Origin of the sequence: Mycobacterium liflandii, from assembly GCF_022354805.1 — a bacterium.
Taxonomy (GTDB): Bacteria; Actinomycetota; Actinomycetes; order Mycobacteriales; family Mycobacteriaceae; genus Mycobacterium; species Mycobacterium marinum.
Window position 1 is genome coordinate 6104511 of the sequence record NZ_CP023138.1, and the last position, 23584, is coordinate 6128094.

At 65.4% G+C, this 23584-nt stretch carries 21 protein-coding genes and 1 pseudogene; 7 read left to right on the top strand and 15 right to left on the bottom strand.

The window, feature by feature from the left end; translation table 11 throughout:
• Positions 1-150: 150 nt before the first annotated feature.
• The 3 genes from CKW46_RS27280 to CKW46_RS27290 form a co-directional block, all read right to left on the bottom strand.
• Complete coding sequence (locus tag CKW46_RS27280; protein WP_482052617.1) at positions 151-1086, bottom strand: enoyl-CoA hydratase; 936 nt, start codon at positions 1084-1086, stop codon at positions 151-153.
• A gap of 66 nt (positions 1087-1152) precedes the next feature.
• Positions 1153-1986: an ABC transporter permease gene (locus CKW46_RS27285; RefSeq protein WP_482052618.1), complete on the bottom strand. Its 834-nt coding sequence runs from the start codon at positions 1984-1986 to the stop codon at positions 1153-1155.
• Complete coding sequence (locus CKW46_RS27290; protein WP_015357343.1) at positions 1986-2666, bottom strand: ABC transporter ATP-binding protein; 681 nt, start codon at positions 2664-2666, stop codon at positions 1986-1988. Before CKW46_RS27290 ends, CKW46_RS27285 begins: the two co-directional genes overlap by 1 nt.
• A gap of 699 nt (positions 2667-3365) precedes the next feature.
• On the opposite strand from CKW46_RS27290, the gene CKW46_RS27295 reads away from it, so the two are divergent.
• From CKW46_RS27295 to CKW46_RS27315, 5 genes are all read left to right on the top strand, one after another.
• Positions 3366-6305: an MMPL/RND family transporter gene (locus CKW46_RS27295; RefSeq protein ID WP_499018563.1), complete on the top strand. Its 2940-nt coding sequence runs from the start codon at positions 3366-3368 to the stop codon at positions 6303-6305.
• A 90-nt stretch (positions 6306-6395) separates the two neighbouring features.
• Complete coding sequence (locus tag CKW46_RS27300) at positions 6396-6698, top strand: Rv3488 family transcriptional regulator (protein WP_015357345.1); 303 nt, start codon at positions 6396-6398, stop codon at positions 6696-6698.
• 67 nt (positions 6699-6765) lie between these two features.
• Positions 6766-6930 carry a hypothetical protein gene (locus CKW46_RS27305; RefSeq protein ID WP_117436676.1) on the top strand — a complete coding sequence of 55 codons (165 nt, stop codon included), beginning with the start codon at positions 6766-6768 and terminating at the stop codon, positions 6928-6930.
• The gene (locus CKW46_RS27310) at positions 6931-8433 is read left to right on the top strand and encodes an alpha,alpha-trehalose-phosphate synthase (UDP-forming) (protein WP_482052620.1); all 1503 of its coding nucleotides are present in this window, start codon (positions 6931-6933) and stop codon (positions 8431-8433) included.
• A gap of 87 nt (positions 8434-8520) precedes the next feature.
• The gene (locus CKW46_RS27315; RefSeq protein ID WP_117436645.1) at positions 8521-9102 is read left to right on the top strand and encodes a hypothetical protein; all 582 of its coding nucleotides are present in this window, start codon (positions 8521-8523) and stop codon (positions 9100-9102) included.
• Between the two features lie 44 nt (positions 9103-9146).
• Here the strand turns inward: CKW46_RS27315 and CKW46_RS27320 are convergent, their stop codons facing one another.
• The 12 genes and pseudogenes from CKW46_RS27320 to CKW46_RS27375 all read right to left on the bottom strand — a co-directional run bounded on the left by CKW46_RS27320 (position 9147) and on the right by CKW46_RS27375 (position 21042).
• Entirely contained in the window at positions 9147-9647 is a 501-nt protein-coding gene (locus CKW46_RS27320; protein ID WP_015357347.1) for a hypothetical protein, read from the bottom strand.
• Positions 9647-10378 (bottom strand): Rv1363c family protein, encoded by a 732-nt coding sequence (locus CKW46_RS27325; RefSeq protein WP_015357348.1) that lies wholly within the window; start codon positions 10376-10378, stop codon positions 9647-9649. The genes CKW46_RS27320 and CKW46_RS27325 overlap by 1 nt, the downstream gene beginning before the upstream one ends.
• Positions 10379-10401: 23 nt before the next feature.
• Positions 10402-12080 (bottom strand): annotated as a pseudogene (locus tag CKW46_RS27330) (virulence factor Mce family protein).
• 11 nt (positions 12081-12091) lie between these two features.
• A complete protein-coding gene (locus CKW46_RS27335; protein WP_015357350.1) occupies positions 12092-13243 on the bottom strand; it encodes a virulence factor Mce family protein in 1152 nt (383 codons plus the stop codon).
• Positions 13240-14673, bottom strand: a complete 1434-nt coding sequence (locus tag CKW46_RS27340) for a virulence factor Mce family protein (RefSeq protein WP_041299696.1) — start codon at positions 14671-14673, stop codon at positions 13240-13242. Before CKW46_RS27340 ends, CKW46_RS27335 begins: the two co-directional genes overlap by 4 nt.
• Positions 14670-15731 carry an MCE family protein gene (locus CKW46_RS27345; RefSeq protein ID WP_134431213.1) on the bottom strand — a complete coding sequence of 354 codons (1062 nt, stop codon included), beginning with the start codon at positions 15729-15731 and terminating at the stop codon, positions 14670-14672. The genes CKW46_RS27340 and CKW46_RS27345 overlap by 4 nt, the downstream gene beginning before the upstream one ends.
• Positions 15721-16773 carry an MCE family protein gene (locus tag CKW46_RS27350; protein WP_012396510.1) on the bottom strand — a complete coding sequence of 351 codons (1053 nt, stop codon included), beginning with the start codon at positions 16771-16773 and terminating at the stop codon, positions 15721-15723. The genes CKW46_RS27345 and CKW46_RS27350 overlap by 11 nt, the downstream gene beginning before the upstream one ends.
• Complete coding sequence (locus CKW46_RS27355) at positions 16773-17975, bottom strand: virulence factor Mce family protein (protein WP_482052622.1); 1203 nt, start codon at positions 17973-17975, stop codon at positions 16773-16775. Before CKW46_RS27355 ends, CKW46_RS27350 begins: the two co-directional genes overlap by 1 nt.
• Positions 17976-17990: 15 nt before the next feature.
• Positions 17991-18833, bottom strand: a complete 843-nt coding sequence (locus CKW46_RS27360; protein WP_015357354.1) for an MlaE family ABC transporter permease — start codon at positions 18831-18833, stop codon at positions 17991-17993.
• A gap of 34 nt (positions 18834-18867) precedes the next feature.
• Positions 18868-19632 carry an MlaE family ABC transporter permease gene (locus CKW46_RS27365; RefSeq protein ID WP_015357355.1) on the bottom strand — a complete coding sequence of 255 codons (765 nt, stop codon included), beginning with the start codon at positions 19630-19632 and terminating at the stop codon, positions 18868-18870.
• Between the two features lie 236 nt (positions 19633-19868).
• The gene (locus tag CKW46_RS27370; protein WP_041299700.1) at positions 19869-20780 is read right to left on the bottom strand and encodes a 3-oxoacyl-ACP reductase; all 912 of its coding nucleotides are present in this window, start codon (positions 20778-20780) and stop codon (positions 19869-19871) included.
• A gap of 70 nt (positions 20781-20850) precedes the next feature.
• On the bottom strand, positions 20851-21042 hold the full coding sequence (locus tag CKW46_RS27375) for a ferredoxin (protein WP_036427093.1): 192 nt from the start codon (positions 21040-21042) through the stop codon (positions 20851-20853).
• Between the two features lie 224 nt (positions 21043-21266).
• Here CKW46_RS27375 and CKW46_RS27380 point away from each other — a divergent pair, with 224 nt between their 5' ends.
• Together CKW46_RS27380 and CKW46_RS27385 are read left to right on the top strand one after the other, a co-directional pair.
• Positions 21267-22445, top strand: coding sequence for an acyl-CoA dehydrogenase (locus CKW46_RS27380; RefSeq protein WP_015357358.1), 1179 nt, complete (start codon positions 21267-21269; stop codon positions 22443-22445).
• 30 nt (positions 22446-22475) lie between these two features.
• A complete protein-coding gene (locus CKW46_RS27385; RefSeq protein ID WP_015357359.1) occupies positions 22476-23573 on the top strand; it encodes an acyl-CoA dehydrogenase family protein in 1098 nt (365 codons plus the stop codon).
• Positions 23574-23584 lie beyond the last annotated feature (11 nt).

The following is a 23584-nucleotide window of genomic DNA, read 5'->3' on the forward strand; positions in this document are numbered from 1 at the left end:
TTTCTGTCAAGTGACAGCAATGGCGCAGAATCTTGGAATTTGGTTCCGAAAAACCGGATTCAACCAGTCCGCAACGGGAACGCCCCGGGGGCCGCCTGAACATACTTTGTGGTTTGGTACCGGTTCTTGACAACCGCGTCACGGCCGGGTTCAGGGCGTATCGCGTCGAGCCACCTGGGTCGGCCCGGCCGTACGCCAGTCCTCGACGTCGGGCGGCAGACCAATCGGGTACCGGTTCTCATTGTGGGCCGCCCAGTGTGCGTGCCCCAGCTCGTGCACGTCAAACGCGTGCCGTAGCGCCTCGGTGAATCCCATCGCGTCGGAAGCCGCGTTGACCGAGTCCTTGACCAACAACGCCGCCATGGTAGGACGTTCGGCGATACGACGGGCGAACTGCAGGGTCTTGTCCGCCAGCTCATCGGCAGGGAAAACCTTGGACACCATGCCTAGCCGGTACGCCTCCTCAGCGTCTAGCGAATCACCGGTCAAAAACAGCTCTTTGGCTTTGCGCGGCCCGAATTCCCAAGGATGGGCATAGTATTCGACCCCGGGCATCCCCAGACGCACCGCCACCACGTCGCTGAACTTGGCATTGTCCGCGGCGACGATCAGATCGCAGGCCCAGATCAGCATCAGCGCCGCCGAGATCGCATTGCCCTGTACCTGGGCAATGGTGATCTTGCGCAGATCGCGCCAGCGGCAGGTGTTTTGGAAGTAGAAGTGCCACTCCTGCAGGTAGAGCTTCTCCATTACCGCGTCGCGGGTCCCACCGTGCGATCGGAAGGTCGGATGCTGCGCCGACCCGGGTTTGCGTTCCAGCAGCGCCGCCTCGGACCCGAGATCGTGTCCGGCGGAGAAGTTCTTGCCACGCGCGGCAAGAATCACCACTCGCACGGTGTCGTCCGCCTCGGCTCGACCAAACGCCTCGTCCAGCTGCACCAACAGGGTGCGGTTCTGCGCGTTGTGCGCCTCGGGCCGGTTGAGCCAGATCCGGGCGATACGGCCCTCATCAAGGGTTTCGTAGGCCACCAGTTCGGCGGGGGCGACACCCTCCGCGCTGGTGTCGGCCTGCTCGGAGAGTGTCATTGCGCCCGCCTAACTTGTCCTGGGCTTGCGTGGAACTCTACAGATTACGTCCATTGTGTAAGCGGGTCATCGCTGGGTTGCCCGCCGGCCGGACGGTCGGGCGCGACTGGGGCCCCCGTGGACCCCGGTTGGCTGCCGCAACGGTCGCAGCCGATGATCGCGGGTGAACACCAGGCGGACCAGACCGAGCCCGACGACCACGGTGGTGGCCGCAACCGAGCCGAGGATCAAAAACATCACGACCGCCTGCACCAGCACGGCCTGCAGCGGTGATACACCGGCCAGGATGAGCCCGGTCATGGCGCCGGGCAGGAACACCAACCCGGTGGCCTTGGTGGTCTCGATCTGCGGCGATATCGCTGACCGCAACGAGGTCCGCAGGTAGGGGGCGGCAGCCTGACGGGAGGGCTGCCCCAACGCTAGTCTCGCCTCCACCTCGTCGCGCTTGTCGCGCAGTTCGTCGACGAGGCGGCGAGCCACCAGCACCATCGCGGTCATCGAGTTGCCGATCATCATTCCGGCGATCGGCACCACGGTGCGTGCCTGCAGGGGAAACACCCCTAGCCCGAAAATCACTCCCAGGGTGAGCACCGCCGCAGCAGAAAATGCGGCGACCGCCAGCAGCGCCAGCCGCGGCACCTCCGGCGCCCTCCGGCGTGCCACATCCCCGGCGTAGCCGATCATCCCGGCGATCCACGCCCAGGACCACCACAGCGAGCGCCCCGGCTCGAGCAGCAGGGTCAACGCACCCCCCACCAGCAGCAGCTGCACCAGCGCGCGGGCCGCCGCCCAGACCACCTGCCGCTCCAAGCCCAATCGCTGCCAAAGCGAAATAGCCGCCGCGAACGCGACCAGGGCCAGCGAAGTCGCCAGCCCTATCCACCCGATCTGACCGTTCACTAGCTCACCTGCCCGTCTGCGGGCCTGTCCACAACCGAATCGAGGCCGGTGCAGCGCCCCCGGGTGATATGCAGAATGCGGTCGGCGGCGCGCTCGGCCTGAGCCGCATCGTGGGTGACCCACAGCGCCGGAATCCCGTCGTCCGCCAGTTCCCGGACCGCGCCCTCGATCACCGCGGCCGCGTCGGCGTCGACCGCCGAGGTTGGTTCGTCGAGCAACAAGACTTGCGGTTGCGCCAGCAAGGTCCGGGCCAGGCACATCCGCTGCGCCTCTCCGCCCGATAGCGCGGTGGCATCGCGATCCAGCCACGATCCCCTCAGCGCAACCCGGGCCAGGGTTTCGGCCATCTGAGCTTCGGAGGCGTCCGGCCGAGCGACCCGGAGGTTATCGGCCACGGTGCCCGCAAACGGCGTCGGACGCTGGAAGCACATGCCCACTCGGCGCCGCAGCCACAGCGGGTCACACTCAGCAATATCGTTGCCCCAGAAGAACACTCGCCCGCTCGTTGGCACCTCCAGTCGATTACACAGGCGCAACATTGTCGACTTGCCCGATCCCGATGGCCCGAACACCGCCGTCACACCCTGCGCCGGAACCGCGGCGGTGAACCCATCCAGCGCGCGAACCCGGTCGCGCTGGACGACCACATCGACCAACTCGAACACCGGGCCCTCGCCCACTACGGCACCTCCCAACGTGTGCGGGCTCTCGATCTGACCAGCCGATCATGAAGCCGGCCGCCAGACCCGGCAGTCTCGACCAACAACACTATCGAAAGACGATATCGAAGACCGATTCCGTAGGACCCACTGGCTCACCGGTGTCCGCCTTCGGGTTTCACGGTTGAGGGAATTAGGTTTTCTCCTCCGATAAATCCCGGCGGCGCGGTGAAATCAAACAAAAACCTCACGGTGAATAGATTTGCAGACGAAGACCCCCGCTCCCCGCCGGGCGATCGAACACAGGCTTCCGCACAACTTGGAGTTACCTGAACGTCCCCCTGGGAATTTGCTGATACCCGATTGTCAAAAAGGTTGACAAAGGCGACTTACCGCCTTGTCGACACGGCGGCCAGCAACGTTTCACCGCACTTCCCACAAAGGGCGGTGACCAGCGGTCATACCCACTGCTCGAGCCGCCTGACACCAACCCAGCCGGCGGGAGAAATAGCGCGTCAGCGGGCATTTGATACGACTTGTCAATCGAATACTGCGGCCCACATATTCCTTCGCTATACAAATAGCCGATCGCAGTCAATTTGGCTAATGAATACCGTGGCTGCCGACGGTCGATCGCGGTGGTACGGAGTCAAACTAAATACCCCCTAGTGGTACAGCTCACAAGGGTGCGCGCGTTGAATTCCGGTACTTTCACATCCCGTGTGGGATCGCTTTACCAAAATCACCAGTCGATACGCCGTGCTTATTGTGGGGCTCTGGATCGTCGGCGCCACCGTGGGCAACCTGTTGATCCCGCAGGCCGAAAGCACGGCCCGTTCCCACGGCCGCGGGTTCCTTCCCGCCGACGCGCCGGTATCGGTCGCGGGCGCCAGGATGGGCGAGCAGTTCCGCGACGGCAACGCCGGCAACATCAACTATCTCGTGCTGGAGAGCGATCACCGGCTCGGGCCGGCAGAGCGCGCTTTCTACGACAAGTTGTTGGCCAAACTGCGCTCCGACCCCACGAGTCTGGTGTCGGCCATGGACCTATGGTCGGACCCTTATACCGCCAAGGCGGCCGTCAGCACCGACGGCGAGGCCGAATACACGATGCTGCGACTGGCCGGGGATCTCGGTGCGGCGCAGGCGAACGCGGCGCTGGACGCGGTGCGGCGGACCGTGGCCGACCAGCCCACCCCACCGGGTTTGCGGGCTTACGTCACCGGCCCGGGCGCCACCGTCGCCGACGAATTCGGCGAGATCGATCGGCAGATGCTGCTACTGACCGGTGTGACCGTGGTTCTCATCGCCCTACTGCTGCTCGCGGTGTACCGATCCGTGATTACCGCCACGATTCCGCTGGTGGCAGTGGGACTCGGCCTGGCGGTCGGCCGTTCGATCGTTTCACTACTCGGCCAGCACAATCTTCTCGAGGTTTCCGTCTTCTCGGTCGCGTTGCTGGGTGCCATGGTGCTCGGCGGAGCTACCGACTACGCGATCTTCTTGCTCGGGCGCTATCACGAGGCGCGCCGCGACGGCGTCGAGCACGAACAAGCGCTGCTGGCCGCCAATCGCAACGTGATGCCGGTAGTCCTGGCCTCCGCGCTCACCCTCGCCGCCGCCCTGTCGTGTCTGACCTTCGCCGATGTCGGGTTGCTGCGCAGCGCCGGACTGCCCTGCGCGGTAGGCGTTCTCATCGGGATGCTCGCCTCGCTTACCCTGCTACCGGCCTTGCTGGACCTCGCGGGACGCCGTGGACTGGCGCAGCCGAGGACGGTGAACCGGCCGATCCATCGACGCTGGCGGCGTATCGGCACCATGGTGGCACGCTGGCCAGGCCCCGTTCTGGTGGCCGCGGCTCTCGTTCTGCTGATCTGCACGCTGCCCATCACCGGGTTGACCTTCGGTTTCAACGAGCCCGCCGCAGAACCGGACTCCACCCTGGCCAACCGGGGCTACCAGGCCACCGACCGGCACTTCCCGCCGAACCAACTACTTCCGGAGACCGTATCCATCGAGACCGACCACGATCTGCGCAATCCCACCGGCGTGATCGCGATCGAGCGGGTGACCCGCCAGCTGATGACGATTCCCGGCATCCGGATGGTGCAGTCCGCCTGCCGCCCAGCAGGTTCGGTGCCCGACGAAGCGACGCTGGCCAACCAGGCAGGCGCCATCGGCGACCGGCTCGATCAGCGCATCGCCCAGCTGGATCACCGCTTCTCCTCGATCAATGTGATTGCGCCGACGCTATCGCGGTTCTCTGCGGCGATATCACTTCTGCAGGAACAGCTTTCCGGCAGTGCGAACGGGCTCGTCCGGGTCAACTCCGGCATCGATGCCATGGACTCCGGATTGGTTCAACTGCACGACACCGCGGCGCAGGTCTCGGGATACCTGAACCCGCTGCGCGACTACACCAACAGCGTTGCCAATTGCCCGAGCGACCCGGTGTGCGCATTGGTACTCAAGGTGATCGATCCGGCTGATTCCATTGTGGTGGAAATGAATTCGGTTGCCAAAGGAACATCACAGCTGGGCGCGGGAATGTCCGACACGGCCAAGTCCCTGACCACCGCCGATCAGTCCCTGGCCATCATGGGCGCCGACATGGCACAGCTCAGCGCGACGACCGCACAACTCGCCGACGCCGTGCACGATGCGCACACCGCGATTTCGGACATCATTGATTATCTGCGGGGCCTGCGCCAAGGCTTTCAGGGCAGCGCCGAGGGCACCTTCTACCTGCCCCAGCAGGCCTGGAATGACCCGCGCTTCCAGCGAGCGGCCAACCTGTACTTCTCCCCCGACGGACACGTGACTCGGCTGCTGGTGTTCGGCGACGGCGCGGTCTTCGGCGGGGATGGCGCCAACCGGTCTCCGCAGATCGTCGCCGCCGTCAAGGCCGCTACCAAGGAGGGCGTGCTGGCCGGAAGCACTGTGAACATCGCCGGCTTCGGCACCGCGACCGCCGAGTTGCGCGGGTACGTCCACCACGACTTTGTCTTGCTTGCCGCGGCAGCGCTGGCATTGGTGTTTCTGATCGTGCTGTTGATGCTGCGCAGCCCGGTGGCGGCGGCGGTGGTTATCGGTGCGGTGATCGTCTCGTATCTGTCGGCGCTGGGCATCAGCACGTTCATCTGGCACGACCTGCTGGGCAAGGACCTGCACTGGGCGGTGCAGTCCATGGCCTTCATTTCGTTGGTGGCGGTGGGCGCCGACTACAACCTGCTGCTCACGGTGCGGGTGCGCGAGGAGGTACTCGCCCACCCGGACCGCGGGGTCGGTCTTCGCGCGGCAACGATCCGTGCCTTCGGTGGCGCCGGCGGGGTAGTCACCACCGCGGGCATCGTCTTTGCGATCACGATGTTTGCCATGGCGTCCAGCGACGTGCTCAGCATCGAGCAAGTCGGCACCACCATCGGGGCCGGGCTCATCGTCGACACGCTGGTGGTGCGCATCTTCGCGGTGCCCGCGATTATGGGCCTATTGGGTCGGTGGTTCTGGTGGTCGCCGCCGCCGTTCCTGCGCGCTTCGTTGGCGGGCCCTCGCCGCTGGGGACCTTGGTTGCGCAAGCGCATCGCCTCGGCGCGACGCTGGCTGTCCACTTCGGTGCTGGCGGCGTCGGTTCGGTACCTCCGCAGAACCGCATCGGGCTAGCGGGAGATCCGACCCGGCCCTCGGCCACCGCGTCATGAGCCTAGAATCGCAATCCGATATCGGTTTCGTCACCACGTGGAGGTGGTGTGAGTGCGGGAATTCCAGCGGGCGGCGGTGCGATTGCACATCCTGCATCACGCCGCCGACGATGAGGTTCACGGCGCCTGGCTGACCGAGGAGCTGAGCCGGCACGGCTACAAGGTCAGCCCCGGCACCTTGTACCCGACCCTGCATCGGTTGGAGGCCGACGGTCTGCTGCTGTCTGAGCAGCGGGTTGTCGACGGCCGCACGCGTCGCGTCTACCGGGCCACCCCCGCCGGGCGGGCGGCGCTGACCGAGGATCGCCGGGCCCTGCGGGAGCTGGCTCGCGAGGTCTTGGGCAGCGACCTCTAAGCCGAGCTGAGCGCGCCAACCAGGGCGATCGCTGCAACGCAATACGGGTGTGGCCTACAGTTGTGTGATGCCTACAAAAACTGATCATGGCGATATCGGCGACGTGGCGCCACTCGCCGACAGCACCGCCAACCAGGCCAGGCGTGTCGTCGCGGCCTACGCAAACGATGCCGACGAATGCCGCGTTTTCCTATCCATGCTCGGTATTGGACCGGCGAAGCCCGAGAACTAAATGGGTCCCGGGGGACGCCAGTCCGCGGAACCTGCAAGCACGGAGGTCTTCGGGGACTCAGACTTTGTAGTTGTCGCCAACCGCCTGCCCGTCGATCAGGAGCGGCTTCCCGACGGCACCATCGTCTGGAAGCGCAGCCCCGGCGGGCTGGTCACGGCCCTCGAGCCGCTGTTGCGCCGGCGGCGGGGGGCCTGGGTCGGCTGGGCGGGTGTCGTCGAAAACGACGTGGACGTGCAGGACGAGCCGATCGTCCAAGACGAATTGCAGCTTCAGCCGGTACGGCTCAGCGCTGACGACGTCGCCCAGTACTACGAGGGTTTTTCCAACGCCACCCTGTGGCCGCTCTATCACGACGTCATCGTCCGGCCGATCTATCACCGCGAATGGTGGGATCGCTACGTCGACGTCAATCGCCGGTTCGCCGAGGCCACCGCCCGGGCCGCCGCGCGCGGGGGGACAGTCTGGCTGCAGGACTACCAGCTGCAGTTGGTCCCCAAGATGTTGCGTGCCATGCGCCCGGATCTGACCATCGGCTTCTTCCTGCACATCCCCTTCCCGCCGGTGGAGCTGTTTATGCAGCTCCCCTGGCGCACCGAAATCATCCAGGGCCTGCTGGGCGCCGATTTGGTCGGCTTCCACCTGCCCGGCGGTGCCCAGAACTTCCTGATCCTGTCGCGCAGACTGGTCGGAGCCGACACCTCGCGCGGGACGGTTGGGGTGCGGTCGCGGTTCGGCGAGGTGATATTGGGATCGCGCACCATTCGCGTCGGCGCCTTTCCCATCTCCATCGACTCCGGCGCGCTCGACCAGACGGCCCGCGACCGTAACATCAGGCGCCGATCCCGCGAGATTCGCGCCGAACTGGGCAATCCCCGCAAGATCCTGCTTGGTGTCGACCGGCTCGACTACACCAAGGGCATCGATGTCCGCCTCAAAGCCTTCTCCGAGCTGCTCGCCGAGGGCCGCGTCAAGCGGGACGACACCGTCTTGGTGCAGTTGGCGACACCAAGCCGGGAACGGGTGGAGAGCTACCAGACCCTGCGCAACGACATCGAGCGCCAAGTCGGCCACATCAACGGCGAGTACGCCGAGGTTGGCCATCCGGTGGTGCACTATCTACACCGGCCCGTTCCGCGCAACGAACTCATCGCCTTCTTCGTGACCAGCGACGTCATGCTGGTCACCCCGCTGCGCGACGGGATGAACCTGGTGGCCAAGGAGTACGTGGCCTGCCGCAGCGATCTGGGTGGCGCCCTGGTGCTCAGTGAATTCACCGGTGCCGCCGCCGAACTCCGGCACGCCTATCTGGTCAACCCGCACGACCTGGAAGGCGTCAAGGACGGGATCGAAGAGGCGCTCAACCAGACCGAGGAAGCGGGGCGGCGCCGGATGCGGTCGATGCGACGGCAGGTACTTGCTCACGACGTGGACCGCTGGGCCCGATCCTTCCTGGACGCATTGGCCGACTCGCGCCCCAACGATTCGGCCGACGCCGCCGACTAGACCAACCCGGCCGCCAAAGCCATGGTTTTCGGGCCGAAACGCTGTGATACTCGAGAAGGCGTGCAAGGCGTTCAAGGGAGGTTCGGCGTGAAGATCCGCCATGGCCTGGCCGTCGGCGCTGGCATTGTTTCGGCCGTCGCGCTGGGGCTGACACTGGAATCGGAAAGCCCGGCACACGCGCTGGGGCCCCCACCGGACGGCGCGTACACCCTCAATGAGGCCGGGGTGTCGGGGGTGACCTGGACAATCACCGCGCTGTGCGATCAGCCGTCGGGCACTCGCAACATGAACGACTACTCCGACCCGGTGGTATGGGCCTTCAACTGTGCCCTCAACGTCGTGAGCGCGACACCGAACGCACCGATAACCCGGGCGGAAAAGCTGCAGAACTTCAGCGGCAGAGCTCGGCTATCCAGCGTGCTGTGGACCTTCACCGTCACCAAACAGGACGGCGTCGTGTGTCCGGGCGGCGGCACGGCACCGTCCACCGACACCTATGCGTTCAGCGATGAAACGATGGGCGGTACGCATACAACACTGCACGATGCCGTCTGCGGCATGCAGCCGGACATGAAAAAGGAGCCGTTCTCCCTGCAGATGGTCGGGCCTCCGCCCAGCCCGATCGAGCGTTACCCGTTGTACTGCAACGACATTGCGATGTGCTACTGACACTGCGCCGAGGGCACCAAGGACACTGCGGGTGAGCGGGAAACTCAGATCGGCGTGATGTACGCGATCAGCCACTTTCCACCAATGCGCTTGTAGTCCACCCGAAGTCGGCTGCCGTCGTAGAGCGGCTGGCACGATTTGTCGGTCACCGTGCGGTTCAGGTAGACCATCACCGACGCGGAATTCCGTTTGGCCGCCATGACTCCGACGCCGACGACATTGGCCTGGACCACCACTTCGCGTTTCTTGGCCTCGGGGATGATCTGCGCGTTGGCGCTCTTCTCGAATTCCTCGCGATAGGCCGGGGTCAGCAACGGATAGGCGGCATTGAGGCTGCGCTCGACAGTTTGGTAGTCGTATCCGAAGACCAGGGGTATATCTTTGGCGGCCAGCCCGGGCAGCACCGCGCGCGCCGCGGCCTCCCCGCGCGCCTCCACTCGGTCCCAATAGAACCAACCGCCGAGGGCGGCCAACCCCACGATGACGACAGCCAGCATGCTTGCCGCGACAGTGATCACCCACCGCTGCCACCGCCGCAATCGCATCAGTTGCCCCCGTCCGGATACTTCAGGTCGTAGCCGGTCATCCGCCCGGTGTCGTCCTCATGCACGATGACCCGCAACCGGTAGGGCATGGAGGGCTTGTTGACCCCATCGATGTCGGCGACCGTGACCCGGACCGAGACCAGCACCGACGCGTTGTCGGTAACGGAGTCGATGTCTTCGAGCGCGGCACCGTTGATGACCGCCTCCGAGGTGGCGTTGGTGGCGCGAAACAGACCCTTGAGGTTCTCGACGTTGTTGTTCGCGCTCAGCATGCCGCGCAGCGGCCCGCTGGTGCCGTCGACGAACCGGTTGACGGCCTGGTCGATGGTGTCGGGCGTGTAGCTGAACATGTTGACCACCGTCTGGGTGGCGGTATCGACGAAGCGTTGCTGGCGGGCCTGTACGGCTTCGGCGTCGCGGTGCCCCACCATCAGGACGGCCACGCCGGTGCCCAGCGCGGCGGCCAGGACCAGCCCGGCCGCCGCAGACAGCCATCCGACCAGCTTGCGGTGGGCCGGACGCCGTGGCGGCGGCCGAACCGCCGTCAGCGACCTGGCCGGCTTGGCCGGCCGCTTGGCAGTGCTCGGTGCGGCGGTAACCCCGACGGTGGTTTCACCCGCATCCGATTCGCCGGACTCGCTTTTCGCGGGCCCCGCGGCACGAGACGCCCGCCGACGCACCCGCTGCGTCGGCGTCTGCTTATCCGCGTCTGCCGATTCCACTACTTCCACCACATAGGCCCCCGCATCAGCGCTTACATGGTCCTTGGAGCAAGCATGAGATCCACCCAATTCTCCGCGCTGGACGCTCCGCTGATGCCACCCACGAAGATACCAGTGCCACCGGCCGGGTCCTTGAATACACCGGTGAGCGGGTCATAGGTGGTGTAGGCCGGGCCGCTGGCTTGTGGCTGCGGCCCGGGTTCGGGGCCGACGCCCACCGGCGGTGGCGGCGGCGGCAGCGTCTTGGGGTAGGGAATCTGCGGCGCCTGCGGCGGGTAGTCCGGCGGCATCCACGACGTGAACGGCGGCGGCCCGTTGTCGTTGGGTGGTGGAGCGGGCTGGGCCGGCTGGTTGGGCGCCGGTGGCGGACCAGGGATCACACCGGGCGGTGGCGGCCCCACAATCGGAGTGCCCGGATCCGGATCCGAGTCCGGCGGAATGTAGGGAAACTTGTTGGGGGCAGAACGTTGAGCCCATCGGTGACCGGCGTGTCGTAGGGCACCGGCGGACCGCGCCAGGGGTTGCGCCCAACCGGGACGTACCCCTTCGGGTCACGACACAGCTGAATGGTGGGCGCCCGCTTGCCGGGGAACTCCTGGCAGGGGTAGTTACGCGCACCGCGCACCGTGGTGGCGTCGTTCTGCGCGACCTTGCAGTACATGTCCGGCGGAAGTTCACGCAACGTCTCGTCGGCGGGTGACCGAATCAAGGGCGGCGGCAGAAATCCCACGTTGCATGGCGGCGGGTCGTTCAGGTCGACCTTGAAGTCCAGCTTGGCACCCTCGTCCTGCGGCACACCGCCGGCGGCGGTGGTGATCGCGGCGAACAAGGCCGGAAAGACCACCAACAGCTGCTCGATTGACTTGTTATAGATCACCCCGACCCTGCCCAGGTTGGCCAGGTTTGCCGCCAGCGCCGGAAAGGACGGACGGATACCGGAAAACGCGGTGTTGGCCTCATCGATGGCATCCGGTGCGGTGGCCAACGTATTGCGAAGCCCCGGATCGGCCTGGCGCAGTTCCGCGGTGAACCGGGCCAACCCGTCGGCCAACGATTTGATGTCGCCACCGGCTCGCACCTGCGCTTGCAGGAACGGCCCGGCCTGGTCGATCAACTGCGAGACCTGCGGGTAGTCGGCGTTCGCCTCGTCGACCAGCAATCGTGCCGACTCCACCAGCCGAGCCAGCTCCGGCCCCGAGCCGTTGGTGGCCACGAAGGCCTCGTGGAGCACCTCGCGCAGCCGGGTATCACCGAGGCTGTTGACCAGCGTCTCGGCTTGGTGCAGCAGGTCGGCGACGTCCTGGCCGATCCGGGTGTTGTTGCGCTCGATCCGGGATCCGTCGTGCAGCCTGCCCGCCGACGGATCGTCGGGCGGAACCAGATCGATGTACTGCTCACCGATCGCCGACACACTCTTCACGGTGGCTGTGACGTTGGACGGGATGGCGGTGCCACTGTTGAGCCGCATCTGCGCGGTCACCCCGTTGGGGTTCAGGCCAACCGATTCCACCCGCCCGACCGCGACACCCCGGTAGGTGACGTTGGCGTTCTTGTACAGGCCCCCGCCCGCGACGAAGTCGGCGCTCACCTCATAGGTACCAATGCCGAACGTGGCGGGCAGCCGCAAGTAGAAGATGCCCATCACCGTCAAGGTGAGGACCGTGATGATCGCAAAGATGGACAGCTGGATCTTGGTGAGCTTGTCGATCATCGTCTCGGCCCCTACTGTGACGCCGTGCCGGCTGGAATCTTGAACGGGTCGGCCGCCTGTCCGGACAGGTTGGCCATTTCGCCGAGCAAGAAGTTGGGCGGGTTCACGATCTCGTCCATGTGCGCCATGTTCGGGTCGAAGTAGGCGGTGGTGAAGAACGTTTCACCGATCCGGCGCAAAGTCAGGTCAAAGGTGGTGAACACGTTGAGGTAGTCGCCGCGCACCGCCTGCTTGATCCCGAAGTTGGGGAACGGGAACGTCAGCAACAGCTGCAATGAGGAGACAAAGTCCTTGCGGTTGTCGTTGAGCGCCTTGACAACCGAGTACAGGCCCTTGAGGTCTTCGGCGAAATCCACCTTGGTCTTGGACAGCACTTTCGAGGTGACCATGGCCAGTCTCTTCAGCGAGGAGAACGCCTCGACGATGTTGCCGCGATTCTTGTTGAGCACCCGAAGCGCGTCGGGCAAGGTGTCCAGCGCGCGGCCTAGATTGTCCTTGTCCCTGGCCAGGATTGCGGAGAATCGGTTGAGCCCGTCCACCGCACCGATGATGTCGTCGACTTGCTTGTTGAGGCCCGCCGTCAGTTCCGCGAGCCTGGGCACGAGGTCGACGAACTGCCCTTGCCGGCCCGCGACCGCCTGGTAGACCTCATCGGTGATGTCTTCTAGCGCGCCGACATTGCCCTTGTTCACCACCACGCCCAGCGCCGAGAAGACCTCCTCGGTGGTGGGAGATCGACCGGTGTGCGATTCCGGGATCCTTGACCCGTCGGCGAGCCTGCCTTCGGCGGGTTTGTCGGTCGGTGCGGCCAGTTCGATGTGCAGTGACCCCAGCAGGGACGTCTGAGAGACCTTCGCGGTCGCGTTGGCCGGCAGCACCACGTTCTTGTCCAAGGCCAATTTGACCGCGGCATAGAAGGATCCGTCGGGTCGCTGCACCGCATTGATGCCGGAGACACTGCCGACGGTGACCTCGTCGACCATCACCGGTGAGTTCTGCGGAAGCGTCGCCACGTCCGGCATTTCCACCGTGACCGAATACGCACCGCCACCGTGGCCGGCGGTGCCGGGCATCGGCAGGGAATTCAGCCCGCCGTACTGACAGCCAGCCAGCAGCGCACTGAACGCCACAAACACGCTGCTGCGTATCCAGATTCGGCTCATCCGCCGGCGCCCTGCTCGGCGGGCAGCGGCGCCCCCGGCGCCGGGCTCGACAGGCCGGCATCCGGTCCGGCCGGGGCCGGCGCGGGCGGAGGCCCGGGCGCGGGACCGTAACCCGGCGGAGATCCGGGCGTGGGCCCGGGGGCCTGGGGAACAAACAGACTCTGCAGATCGGTGGTGTTTCCCGGCGCGGGTTGCGGTGCGGGGTGAGCCGGGATCCAGGTCAGCTCCGGAACCGGTGTCTCGGCTTTGGCCTGAGTGGCCGGGGTGTCATAGATGATCTGGCCTTTGTAGGCGGTGATGGTGTTGAGCGGGTGGAACAGGAACGGCGGGTAGTTGGCCGTGAGCCGGCGCAACACCGGACCCAGCCGCTCCCGGCATAGTTCGGCGCGCCGGTAGTAGTCGGGCGCCGATTTCCCGGCCGCGGTGTCAAAGGAACCACCGCAGATGAACTGAACCGGGTTGGCGAAGTTGGGTATGGAAAGCAACCCGTTGAGGGTGCCCTGTGCGGGGTCATAGATGTTGTAGAAGTTGGTGATACCGGGACCGGCCACGTGCAACACCTGCTCGATGTTGTCGCTCTGGTCACTGAGGGTCTGGGTGAGGTCGCCGAGCTGGTTGACCGTTTCGATCAGCGTCGAGTTGTTTTCGCGCAGGAAGCCTTTGATGTCCGAAAGCGCCTGGTTGAGCGTGCCCAAGGTGTTGTCGAGGTTGCGCGAGCTATCGGCGAGGACCTGCGACACCGAGGCCACATGGCCGGCGAACTGCACAATCTGTTCGTTGCTCTGCGAGAGCGCGTCGACCAGCACCTGCAGATTCTTGACCGTGCTGAAGATGTCGTTGCGCGAATCACCAAGGCGTCCAGCCACTTGCGACAGTTCCCGCAACGCGTTGTGGAACGAGTCGCCGTTGCCGTTGAGGGTGTCTGCGGCCTGGTTGATCGCGGCTCCCAGCGGGCCCTGAAGTTCGCCGGCCGCCGGACTGAGCTGGACAGCCAGTTGGGTCAGCGATTCCTTGACTTCGTCCCATTCGACCGGGATCGCGGTGCGGGACAGATCGATGCTCGCTCCGTCGGGCAGCACCGCTCCGCCGGTGTAAACCGGGGTGAGCTGAATGAACCGCGCCGCCACCAAGTTCGGCGAAACGATCAGCGCCTGGGCATCCCGCGGAATCTTGACGTCGTTGGACACCGACATCGTGATCTTGACGTCGGCCGGCCGCGGCTCGATCGAGTCGATCCGCCCGACCGGCACACCGAGGATGCGAACCTCGTCCCCGGGGTAGATGCCAACGGCGGAGGTGAAGTACGCGACGACTTTCCGGCCGCTCTCGCCCCCGGAGAACAGCACGTAGAGGCCGCCGACCAACGCCGCAACCAGCGCGACGATGGTGACCGTCCGCATACCCCGACTACTGAGACGTTGCTTCATCATGGTGACTTCGGCCTGATGATCCAGCGCTCCTGAATCAGCCCGCGCAGGTAGTCGGCAAAGCTATCCGGCAGCTTGCCCGGCTGGAACACGGTGTCGAACACCATGGCCACCATCGGTGCAGGCAGCACGCTGTAGACGTTGACGTTGAAGCCCGGGCCGGAGCCCACCACTTCGCCCAGCGTGGTCGCATAGGCGGGCAGCCGCTTGAGCGCCTCGGTGATGTAGTCGCGACGCTCGTTGAGGTTGCTCACGACCAGGTTCAGCTTGCTCAGTGCCGGCCCGAACTCTTTGCGGTTGTCGTTGACAAACCCGGAAAGCTGGACCGAAACGTCGTCGATCCCGGAGATCAGCGCGCCGAGCGCAGAACGTCGCTCATCCAGGGCCGCGAACAGCTGGTTGCCGTCCTGGATCAACTTGTTGACCTGCGCGGCACGTTCGGACAACACCCCGGTCACCGTCTTGGCATGCGCCAGCAGGCCTTGCAGCGCCCCATCGCGGGTGTTGAGGGTGCGCGACAGCGCGGTCACGCCATCAAGTGCACCGCGCAGCTGCGGGGTGGCGTCATGCAACGTCTCGGTGAGCACCTGCAGCGCGTGCTCGAACTGCGGCTTGTCCAGGTTGCTCGCGCTGCCGCCCAGATCCTGCAGGGCGCCATTGAGCGTGTAGGGGGTGGTGGTGCGGCTCAACGGGATCGTGGTGGCATTCCCGCTGCCCGCGGGGGTCACCGCAACGGAGCGCTCGCCGAGGATGGTGTCGGTGCGGATCGCGGCCAGTGACTGGTCGCCGACCACGACGTGGCGGTCCACGCTGAAGGTGATCTTGGCGGCGTCCCCGGCCAGACTCACATCCGAGACGGTGCCGACCTTGAAGCCCGAAACGTAGACGTTGTTTCCGGGAGTGATGCCGCCGGCGTCGGAGAAGTACGCGTTGTAGGTCTTGCCCTGCGGCAGGAACGGCAGTCCGCTGTAGCCGAATGCGATGAGCACCACGCAGATCACCAGCACCACACCGAAGATGCCGGTGCGAAGCGGGTCGCGGTCGTGTTTGCTACTTGGCAAAAGCGCACCTCCCCTTGCTGGGATCGGGCTGGCCGCCCATCGGGATCAGGATGTCACTGCCGGCCGGACCGTTGATCTTGATTGTCACCGTGCAGAAGTAGATGTTGAAGAACGCCCCGTACGAGCCGAGGGCGGCCAACCTCAGGTAGTCCTCGCCCAGCTGCTCGACGTCGTTGTTGACCTCGTCCTTGCGGTTGTCGAGTTCGGTGGCCAGCGGCCGCGCGTTTTCCAACAGCCCCTGCAACGGCCGGCGCGAATTCTTCAGCAGCTCCGTGAGGTCCGTCGTCGTCGATGCCAGCGGCGGGATGGCTCCCGCGATGACGTCCTTGTTCTCGGCCAGCCCGGTGATCAGCTGCTGCAGCTGGTCGACGCTGGCCGAAAACTGTGCGCTGCGCTGGTCGACGGTGGCCAGCACCGAGTTGAGGTTCGTGATCGTGTCGCCGATGAGCTGGTCACGTCGGGCCAGCGCGGTCGAGAAGGCGCTGGTATCGGCGAGCACGTTGGCCAGCGCCCCGCCCTGGCCCTGCAGCAACTCGATGACGGCGCCGGTGACGGTGTTGACCTTGTCGGCGTCCAGGCCCTTGAGCACCGGGCGCAACCCGCCCAGCAATGCGTCCAGATCCAGCGCGGGTTGGGTGTGCTCGGCGTTGATGGTGCCGCCCGGGGGCAGCTTGCGCAGCTCGCCGGGCCCCGAGGTGATCTCCAGATACCGGTCACCAACCAGGTTTTCGTATCGGATCACCGCCCGCGTCGACGAGTACATCGTGTACGCCCTGTCGATCGCGAATGCCACGTCGATCGTGTTGTCCGGGTTGAGGTCGACGGCCTTGACCGAACCGACCGGCACCCCCGCGATTCGAACCTTCTGGCCCGCCTTGAGGCGCGACGCGTTGGTGAACGTCGCGTGGTAGACGTTGGTGGGCCCAAAGCGAAAATCCCCGAATACCACGACCAAAGCGGCGGCCACCACCAACATGACCACCCCGAAAACGCTGACCTTGATCACCATCGACCGGTGCGACGGCATACCCCCGGACGCCATCAGAAGTCGTCCCGTTCCGCAAAGGTGCCGTGGAACAAGAATTGCAGTGTCGAGGGCGCGTCAACCTGTACCTCGGTGAACGGCTCGTAGGGGATGTTGGCGTTGTCGGTGACCAGAAAGGGTGCCCGGTAGAACGACCCGCCGGTCTGCTTGGTCGGAATATCGGGCAGGCCACGGCAATTCGGACCGCCCGAGGCGTTCACGATCGGCAGGCTCTCCGGGTAGGTGTAGGAGGGCGAGCCCAACACGAAGCTCGACGAGGTGAACAGGCCGGCCTTGCGGACGCCGATCAACGGGGCGAATTCCTTGATTCCGCGCCCGATGCCTTTGAACAGGCAGCCGAATTCCGGCGAGTAGTCATGCGCCACCTTCACCGGGGCCCGCAACCGGTTGATCGCGGCGATGAAATCTTGCTCGGCCGGCGCCAGCGTCTCGTAATCGTTGTTGGCCAGACCGATGGTGGCCAGCAGCGTGGTGTCCAGGTCGTTCTGCTTGTCCACGACCGTCTTGTTGATCGTCGGGAGGCTGTCGAACACGGTGTTGAGGTCGGGCGCCGCGTCGGCGTAGGTGTTGGTCACGATCGCCGCCTTGCGGAAGTCCTCCTGCAGCGTCGGCAATTTCGGATTGACTTGGCGGGTAAGCGTATTCAGGCCGGACAACAGCGCGCCCAGGTCGTCGCCGTGACCACGCAGCCCCTCCGACAGCGCGCTGAGCGTTCCGTTCAACTCGACCGGGTCGATCTTGTGCAGCAGATCTATCAGCGACTGGAACAGGGTGTTGACCTCGAGCTGAACCTCGGAGGCCGTCACCTTCGCATTGGGGTGCAGCGAGGTCGGCGACGGCGTCTTGGGCGGGATGAACTCCACCGACTTGGCGCCGAAAATGGTGTTTCCGGCGATGTGGACCGTCGCGTTCGACGGGATGAAGTGCATCTCGGCGCTTCGGATGGCCAGCTTCAGCCGCGCCTGATCGCCGCTGTAGTAGATGTCCTCGACCGTGCCCACCTGGATTCCGCGGTATTTGACCTTGGCGCCCTTCTCCATCACCAGCCCGGCCCGTGGCGAGGAGACGACCACGGTGTCGGTCGGAGTGAAGGCCGAGGTGTAGGACAGGTAGGTCAGGGCGATGCCCGCCACCAACAAGCTAGCCAGCAGCGCTGCCGCCACCCGCGCGGAGGTGCGTCGCGATCCGCCGCCTGCCATAGCCCTATCGAGTCCTTATCCAGAGAGGTTGAAATTGCCGGACGCTCCGTAAACGGCGAGCGAAATGAAAAGGGTAATGACTACGACGACAATCAGCGAGGTACGCACCGCCTGACCGACGGCGATCCCGACCCCCACCGAGCCGCCGCTGGCGTTGTAGCCGTAGTACGTATGCACCAGCATTACCGCGATCGCCATCACGATGGCTTGCAGAAATGACCACAGCAGATCGGATGGAATCAGGAAGGTATTGAAATAGTGGTCATAGAGTCCCGCGGACTGTCCGTTGATGAAAACCGTGGTGAAGCGGGCGGCGAAAAAAGCCGCCAGCACCGCAAGCGAGTACAGCGGAATGATCGCGACCAGCCCGGCGATCAACCGCGTCGACACCAGGTAGGAGACCGAGTGGACCGCCATGCACTCGACGGCATCGATCTCCTCGGACACCCGCATCGCGCCAAGCTGCGCGGTGGCACCGGCGCCGATGGTGGCCGCCAGTGCGATACCGGCGATCACCGGAGCGACGACACGCACGTTCAGGAACGCCGACAGGAAGCCGGTCAACGCCTCGATACCGATGTCGCCCAGCGATGAGTAGCCCTGCACGGCGATGACGCCGCCGGACGCCAGGGTCAGAAAGGCCGCCACTCCGACGGTCCCACCGATCATGACCAGGGCCCCCGCGCCCAGCGTCATCTCGGCTATCAGTCGGATCGTTTCCTTGCGGTAGCGCGTGATCGCGTTGGGGATGTAGCGCACGGTTTCGCCGTAGAACAGCGCCTGCTCGCCAAAGTTGTCGACCGGCCGAACCAGCCTCGACATGAACCGGTGAAAGCGGATAGTGACGTCATAGCTCATCGCCTCATCACCATCGCTTGCTATCGGTCATTTGTTACCGGGCCGAGATTCTCACGCCGATAGCGGTCATTACCACGTTGATCACGAATAGGCAGATGAACGCGTAGACCACGGTCTCGTTGACCGCATTGCCCACGCCTTTGGGCCCGCCCTTGACGGTCAGGCCGCGATAGCAGCCGACCAGACCTGCCATCACCCCGAACAGCAGGGCCTTGATCTCGGCGAGGATCAACTCGCGCAGCCCGGTCAGCACGGTCAGACCGTTGATGAACGCACCGGGGTTGACGCCCTGCAGAAAGACCGAGAACGCGTAGCCACCCGACAGGCCGATCGCGCACACCAAGCCGTTGAGCAGCAGCGCAACCACAGTGGAAGCCAGGACCCGGGGCACCACCAAGCGTTGGATGGGGTCGATGCCCAGCACCCGCATCGCATCGATCTCCTCGCGGATGGTGCGAGCACCCAGATCCGCACAGATCGCGGTGGCGCCGGCACCTGCCACCACCAGCACGGTGACCACCGGCCCCAGCTGGGTGATGGTGCCAAACGCGGTCCCGGCCCCCGAAAGGTCGGCGGCACCGATCTCGCGCAACAAGATGTTCAGGGTGAATGCCACCAGCACCGTGAACGGGATGGAGACCAGCAGCGTGGGCACCAGTGATACCCGGGCCACCATCCACGTCTGGTCGAGGAACTCCCGGAATTGAAACGGCCGCCGGAAGGCGGCGCGCGCGGTGTCGATGGACATCTCGAAAAACCCGCCGACCGCCCGGGCTGGAACCGCAAGTTGTTGGATCAACTTGGTCCCCCGTCCCAGTCGGCGACGACGCCAGTGTTTCCCAAGAGCCAGCCCAGGGTCCGCACCTGCCTTCGTGTGAGCCGGCTCATACTAACCCAGAACGACTTGGGCATGTCAATGAACGGATACTCGTATAATCACGATCAATCTTGCTGGTCAGTTGCGTTGCCGCGCGGGTAAGTCCGCCACCGGCCCTAGCCGATGGCAGGCCCCGGGCAAAGTCCACTTATTCCTGCTCAAGCCATCAGCGAGCTAGCGGAAAAGTTGTGTTCGGGGTTTCGTCCAGCAAAGTAATCGTGCAATGTGTCGGTTAGCTGGCCGGGCTCCCAGGCCGGGCCGTCCGCACTGAACTTGCGCTCCGCCGTCGGCGCCGCCACCAGCGTCACCTGCGGACCGTAGACGATGAACAGCTGCCCGTTTACCGCCGCGGCCGCCGGGGACGCCAGAAACTGCACCAGAGTCACCACGTGTTCCGGCGACAACGGGTCGATCTCGCCCGCCGCCACGTCGGGCGTCGCCCCGAAGACGTCGGCGGTCATGGCGGTGCGGGCCCGCGGACAGATCGCGTTGGCGCATACGCCGTAACGGCCCAACGCCCGCGCCGCGGACAGGGTGAGTGCGGTGATGCCGGCCTTGGCGGCGCCGTAGTTGGCCTGCCCGACGGGACCGACCAGCCCCGCTTCCGATGAGGTGTTGACCAGCCGCCCAAATATCGAGCCCCCGGCCGCCTTGGCTTTCTGGCGCCAATAGGTTGCCGCATTGCGGGTCAGCAGGAAGTGGCCGCGCAGGTGCACCCCGATGACCTGGTCCCAGTCCTCGTCGGTCATGTTGAACAGCATCCGGTCGCGGGTGATGCCGGCGTTGTTGACCACGACGTCGAGCCCGCCCAGCCCATCGGCGGTGGCAATCAGTTCATCGGCGGTGGCGCGCTGGCTGATGTCGCCGGCCACCGCAATCGCCTTGGCACCGACGGCGCTGATCTCATCAATGACGTCAGAGGCGTCCAAGGCCGAGCCGATGTCGTTGACCACCACGGTGGCGCCGAGCCGGGCCAGGCCGACCGCCTCGGCACGGCCCAGTCCCGCGGCCGCGCCGGTGACCACCGCGACCCTTCCGGACAGATCGGTCACGTTCGTGCTGCTAGTCAATTTATGAATACCTCTAGTTTCCGGTTACGCCATGGCGGCTACGCCATGCCGGGCACAGCGGGCCGCTGGCCTAATCCTCACGCAACAGGGCCGCACGCGGGCATTCGGCGATCGCTTGCTCGGCCAGAGCCTCCTGGTCGGGGGGGATGGGATCCGTCTTGACGACCGCATAGTCGTCGTCGTCCAAGTCGAAGATATCCGGAGCAATCCCCAGGCACACGGCGTTGCCTTCGCACCGGTCACGGTCGACTATCACTCGCACGGCGCCCTCCTTGATCTTGCCCAGAACCTGGGCCAGCCAGTGATCATTGTGTAGCACCACCCTAGGACGACCGCACCGCTGACGAAACGGTCGCTGGATTCCCACACTAGAACGTGTTACAACCGGGGTAACGCATGGGTAGCCGTTGGCTGCGTGTCGGCAGGTGTGGAGATGCCTGTCATGGCCGGTTACCCAACCCAATCGGTTGACCGGAGGCGGCAGGAATGCGCATCAGTTACACACCCGAGCAGGAGGAGCTGCGCCGCGAACTGCGGTCGTATTTCACCACCCTGATGACGCCGGAGCGCCGCGAGGCGCTGAGTTCGGTCCAGGGCGAATACGGCACCGGCAACGTCTACCGCGAGACGGTTGCCCAGATGGGCAAGGACGGGTGGCTCACCCTGAACTGGCCGAAGGAATACGGCGGCCAGGACCGCTCGCCGATGGACTCGCTGATCTTCACCGACGAGGCGGCCATCGCCGGTGCCCCGGTGCCGTTCCTGACGATCAACAGCGTGGCGCCGACCATCATGGCCTTCGGCACCGACGAGCAGAAGAAGTTCTTCCTCCCCAAGATCGCCGCCGGGGATCTGCACTTCTCCATCGGCTACTCCGAGCCGGGCGCGGGCACCGACCTGGCCAACCTGCGAACCACGGCGGTTCGCGACGGCGACGACTATGTGATCAACGGCCAGAAGATGTGGACCAGCCTGATCGCCTACGCGGACTGGGTCTGGCTGGCGGTGCGCACCAACCCGGAGGCCAAGAAACACCGCGGCATCTCCATGCTGGTCGTTCCCACGACCGCCGAAGGCTTCTCGTGGACACCGGTGCACACCATGGCCGGACCCGACACCAGTGCGACCTACTACACCGACGTGCGGGTGCCGGTGACCAACCTGATCGGTGAGGAGAACGCGGGCTGGAAACTGGTGACCAACCAGCTCAACCACGAGCGGGTGGCCCTGGTCTCGTCGGCACCGATATCCATGGCCCTGCGGGAAGTCCGCGAATGGGCGCAAAACACCAAGGATGCCGGCGGCGCCCGTCTCATCGACTCGGAGTGGGTGCAGCTGAACCTGGCCCGGGTGCACGCCAAGGTCGAGGTGCTCAAGCTGATCAACTGGGAGCTGGCCTCGAACGACGCCGCCCCGTCACCGGCGGACGCATCGGCCGCCAAGGTGTTCGGCACCGAGCTGGCCACCGAGGCCTACCGGCTGCTCATGGAGGTCCTGGGCACCGCGGCCACCCTGCGTCAGGACTCCCCCGGCGCGTTGCTTCGCGGGCGCGTCGAGCGGATGCACCGGGCGTGTCTGATCCTGACCTTCGGCGGCGGCACCAACGAAGTCCAGCGCGACATCATCGGCATGGTCGCCCTGGGACTGCCCCGGGCCAACCGCTGACTTTCACACATTCTCAGAGGACGGACTTCTATGGACTTCTCGACGACTGAAGCGGCTCAGGATCTTGGCGGTCTGGTCGACACCATCGTGGACGCGGTGTGCACGCCCGAGCACCAGCGCCAGCTCGACGGGCTGGAGCAACGATTCGACCGCGAGCTGTGGCGCAAGCTGATCGACAGCGACATCCTGTCCAGTGCCGCCGCCACCCAGGTGGGCGGTGACGGTTTCGGGGTGCTCGAGCAGGTTGCGATCCTGGTCGCGCTCGGGCATCAGCTAGCCGCCGTGCCCTACCTCGAGTCGGTGGTTTTGGCCGCTGGCGCGCTGGCCCGGTTCGGCTCCGAAGAACTGCAGCAGAGCTGGGGTGCCGCGGCGGTCGGCGGTGAGAAGATCCTTGCCGTGGCCCTTGACGCGGAGATGGGCGAGGGACCGGTCCAGGCTGCGCGGTCCGGCGCGGGTTTCCGTCTCACCGGCACCCGCACTCAGGTGGGCTACGGTCCGGTCGCAGACGCCTTTCTTGTTCCCGCCGAAACCGATTCCGGCACCGTTGTTTTCCTGGTTGCCGCCGATGACCCCGGGGTCAGCGTCACCGCGCTGCAGACTACCGGCCTGGGCAGCGTCGGCCATCTGGCCCTGGACGGCACGGAGGTGGATGCCGCACGCGGGATCGGCGGATCCGATGTCACCGCCTGGCTGCGCACCATTAATACCCTGGGCCGCAGCGCATTTCAGCTCGGGGTACTCGAACGCGGACTCCAGATGACCGCCGAATACGCGCGTACCCGCGAGCAGTTCGACCGCCCGATCGGCAGTTTCCAGGCGGTGGGACAGCGCCTGGCCGACGGCTACATCGACGTCAAGGGATTGCGACTGACACTGACCCAGGCCGCTTGGCGGGTATCGGAGGACCTGCCCGCTGAGATCGATGTGGCATCGGCGGGCTTCTGGGCGGCTGAGGCCGGCCACCGTGTCGCGCACACCATCGTGCATGTGCACGGCGGGGTCGGTGTCGACACCGATCATCCGGTGCACCGTTACTTCCTGGCCGCCAAGGAAGCCGAGTTCGCTCTGGGCGGGGCCACCACAGCGCTTCGCCAAATCGGCCGTGAACTGGCGGAGACTCCAGCGTAGGAGGCGACGGC

Excerpts from the sequence above, each read along its gene's own strand:
- CKW46_RS27280 (WP_482052617.1), bottom strand. The coding sequence starts at position 1,086 with ATGACACTCTCCGAGCAGGCCGACACCAGCGCGGAGGGTGTCGCCCCC.
- CKW46_RS27305 (WP_117436676.1), top strand. The coding sequence starts at position 6,766 with ATGCCTACAAAAACTGATCATGGCGATATCGGCGACGTGGCGCCACTC.
- CKW46_RS27310 (WP_482052620.1), top strand. The coding sequence starts at position 6,931 with ATGGGTCCCGGGGGACGCCAGTCCGCGGAACCTGCAAGCACGGAGGTC.
- CKW46_RS27320 (WP_015357347.1), bottom strand. The coding sequence starts at position 9,647 with ATGCGATTGCGGCGGTGGCAGCGGTGGGTGATCACTGTCGCGGCAAGC.
- CKW46_RS27335 (WP_015357350.1), bottom strand. The coding sequence starts at position 13,243 with ATGAGCCGAATCTGGATACGCAGCAGCGTGTTTGTGGCGTTCAGTGCG.
- CKW46_RS27340 (WP_041299696.1), bottom strand. The coding sequence starts at position 14,673 with ATGATGAAGCAACGTCTCAGTAGTCGGGGTATGCGGACGGTCACCATC.
- CKW46_RS27350 (WP_012396510.1), bottom strand. The coding sequence starts at position 16,773 with ATGGCGTCCGGGGGTATGCCGTCGCACCGGTCGATGGTGATCAAGGTC.
- CKW46_RS27355 (WP_482052622.1), bottom strand. The coding sequence starts at position 17,975 with ATGGCAGGCGGCGGATCGCGACGCACCTCCGCGCGGGTGGCGGCAGCG.
- CKW46_RS27360 (WP_015357354.1), bottom strand. The coding sequence starts at position 18,833 with ATGAGCTATGACGTCACTATCCGCTTTCACCGGTTCATGTCGAGGCTG.
- CKW46_RS27380 (WP_015357358.1), top strand. The coding sequence starts at position 21,267 with ATGCGCATCAGTTACACACCCGAGCAGGAGGAGCTGCGCCGCGAACTG.
- CKW46_RS27385 (WP_015357359.1), top strand. The coding sequence starts at position 22,476 with ATGGACTTCTCGACGACTGAAGCGGCTCAGGATCTTGGCGGTCTGGTC.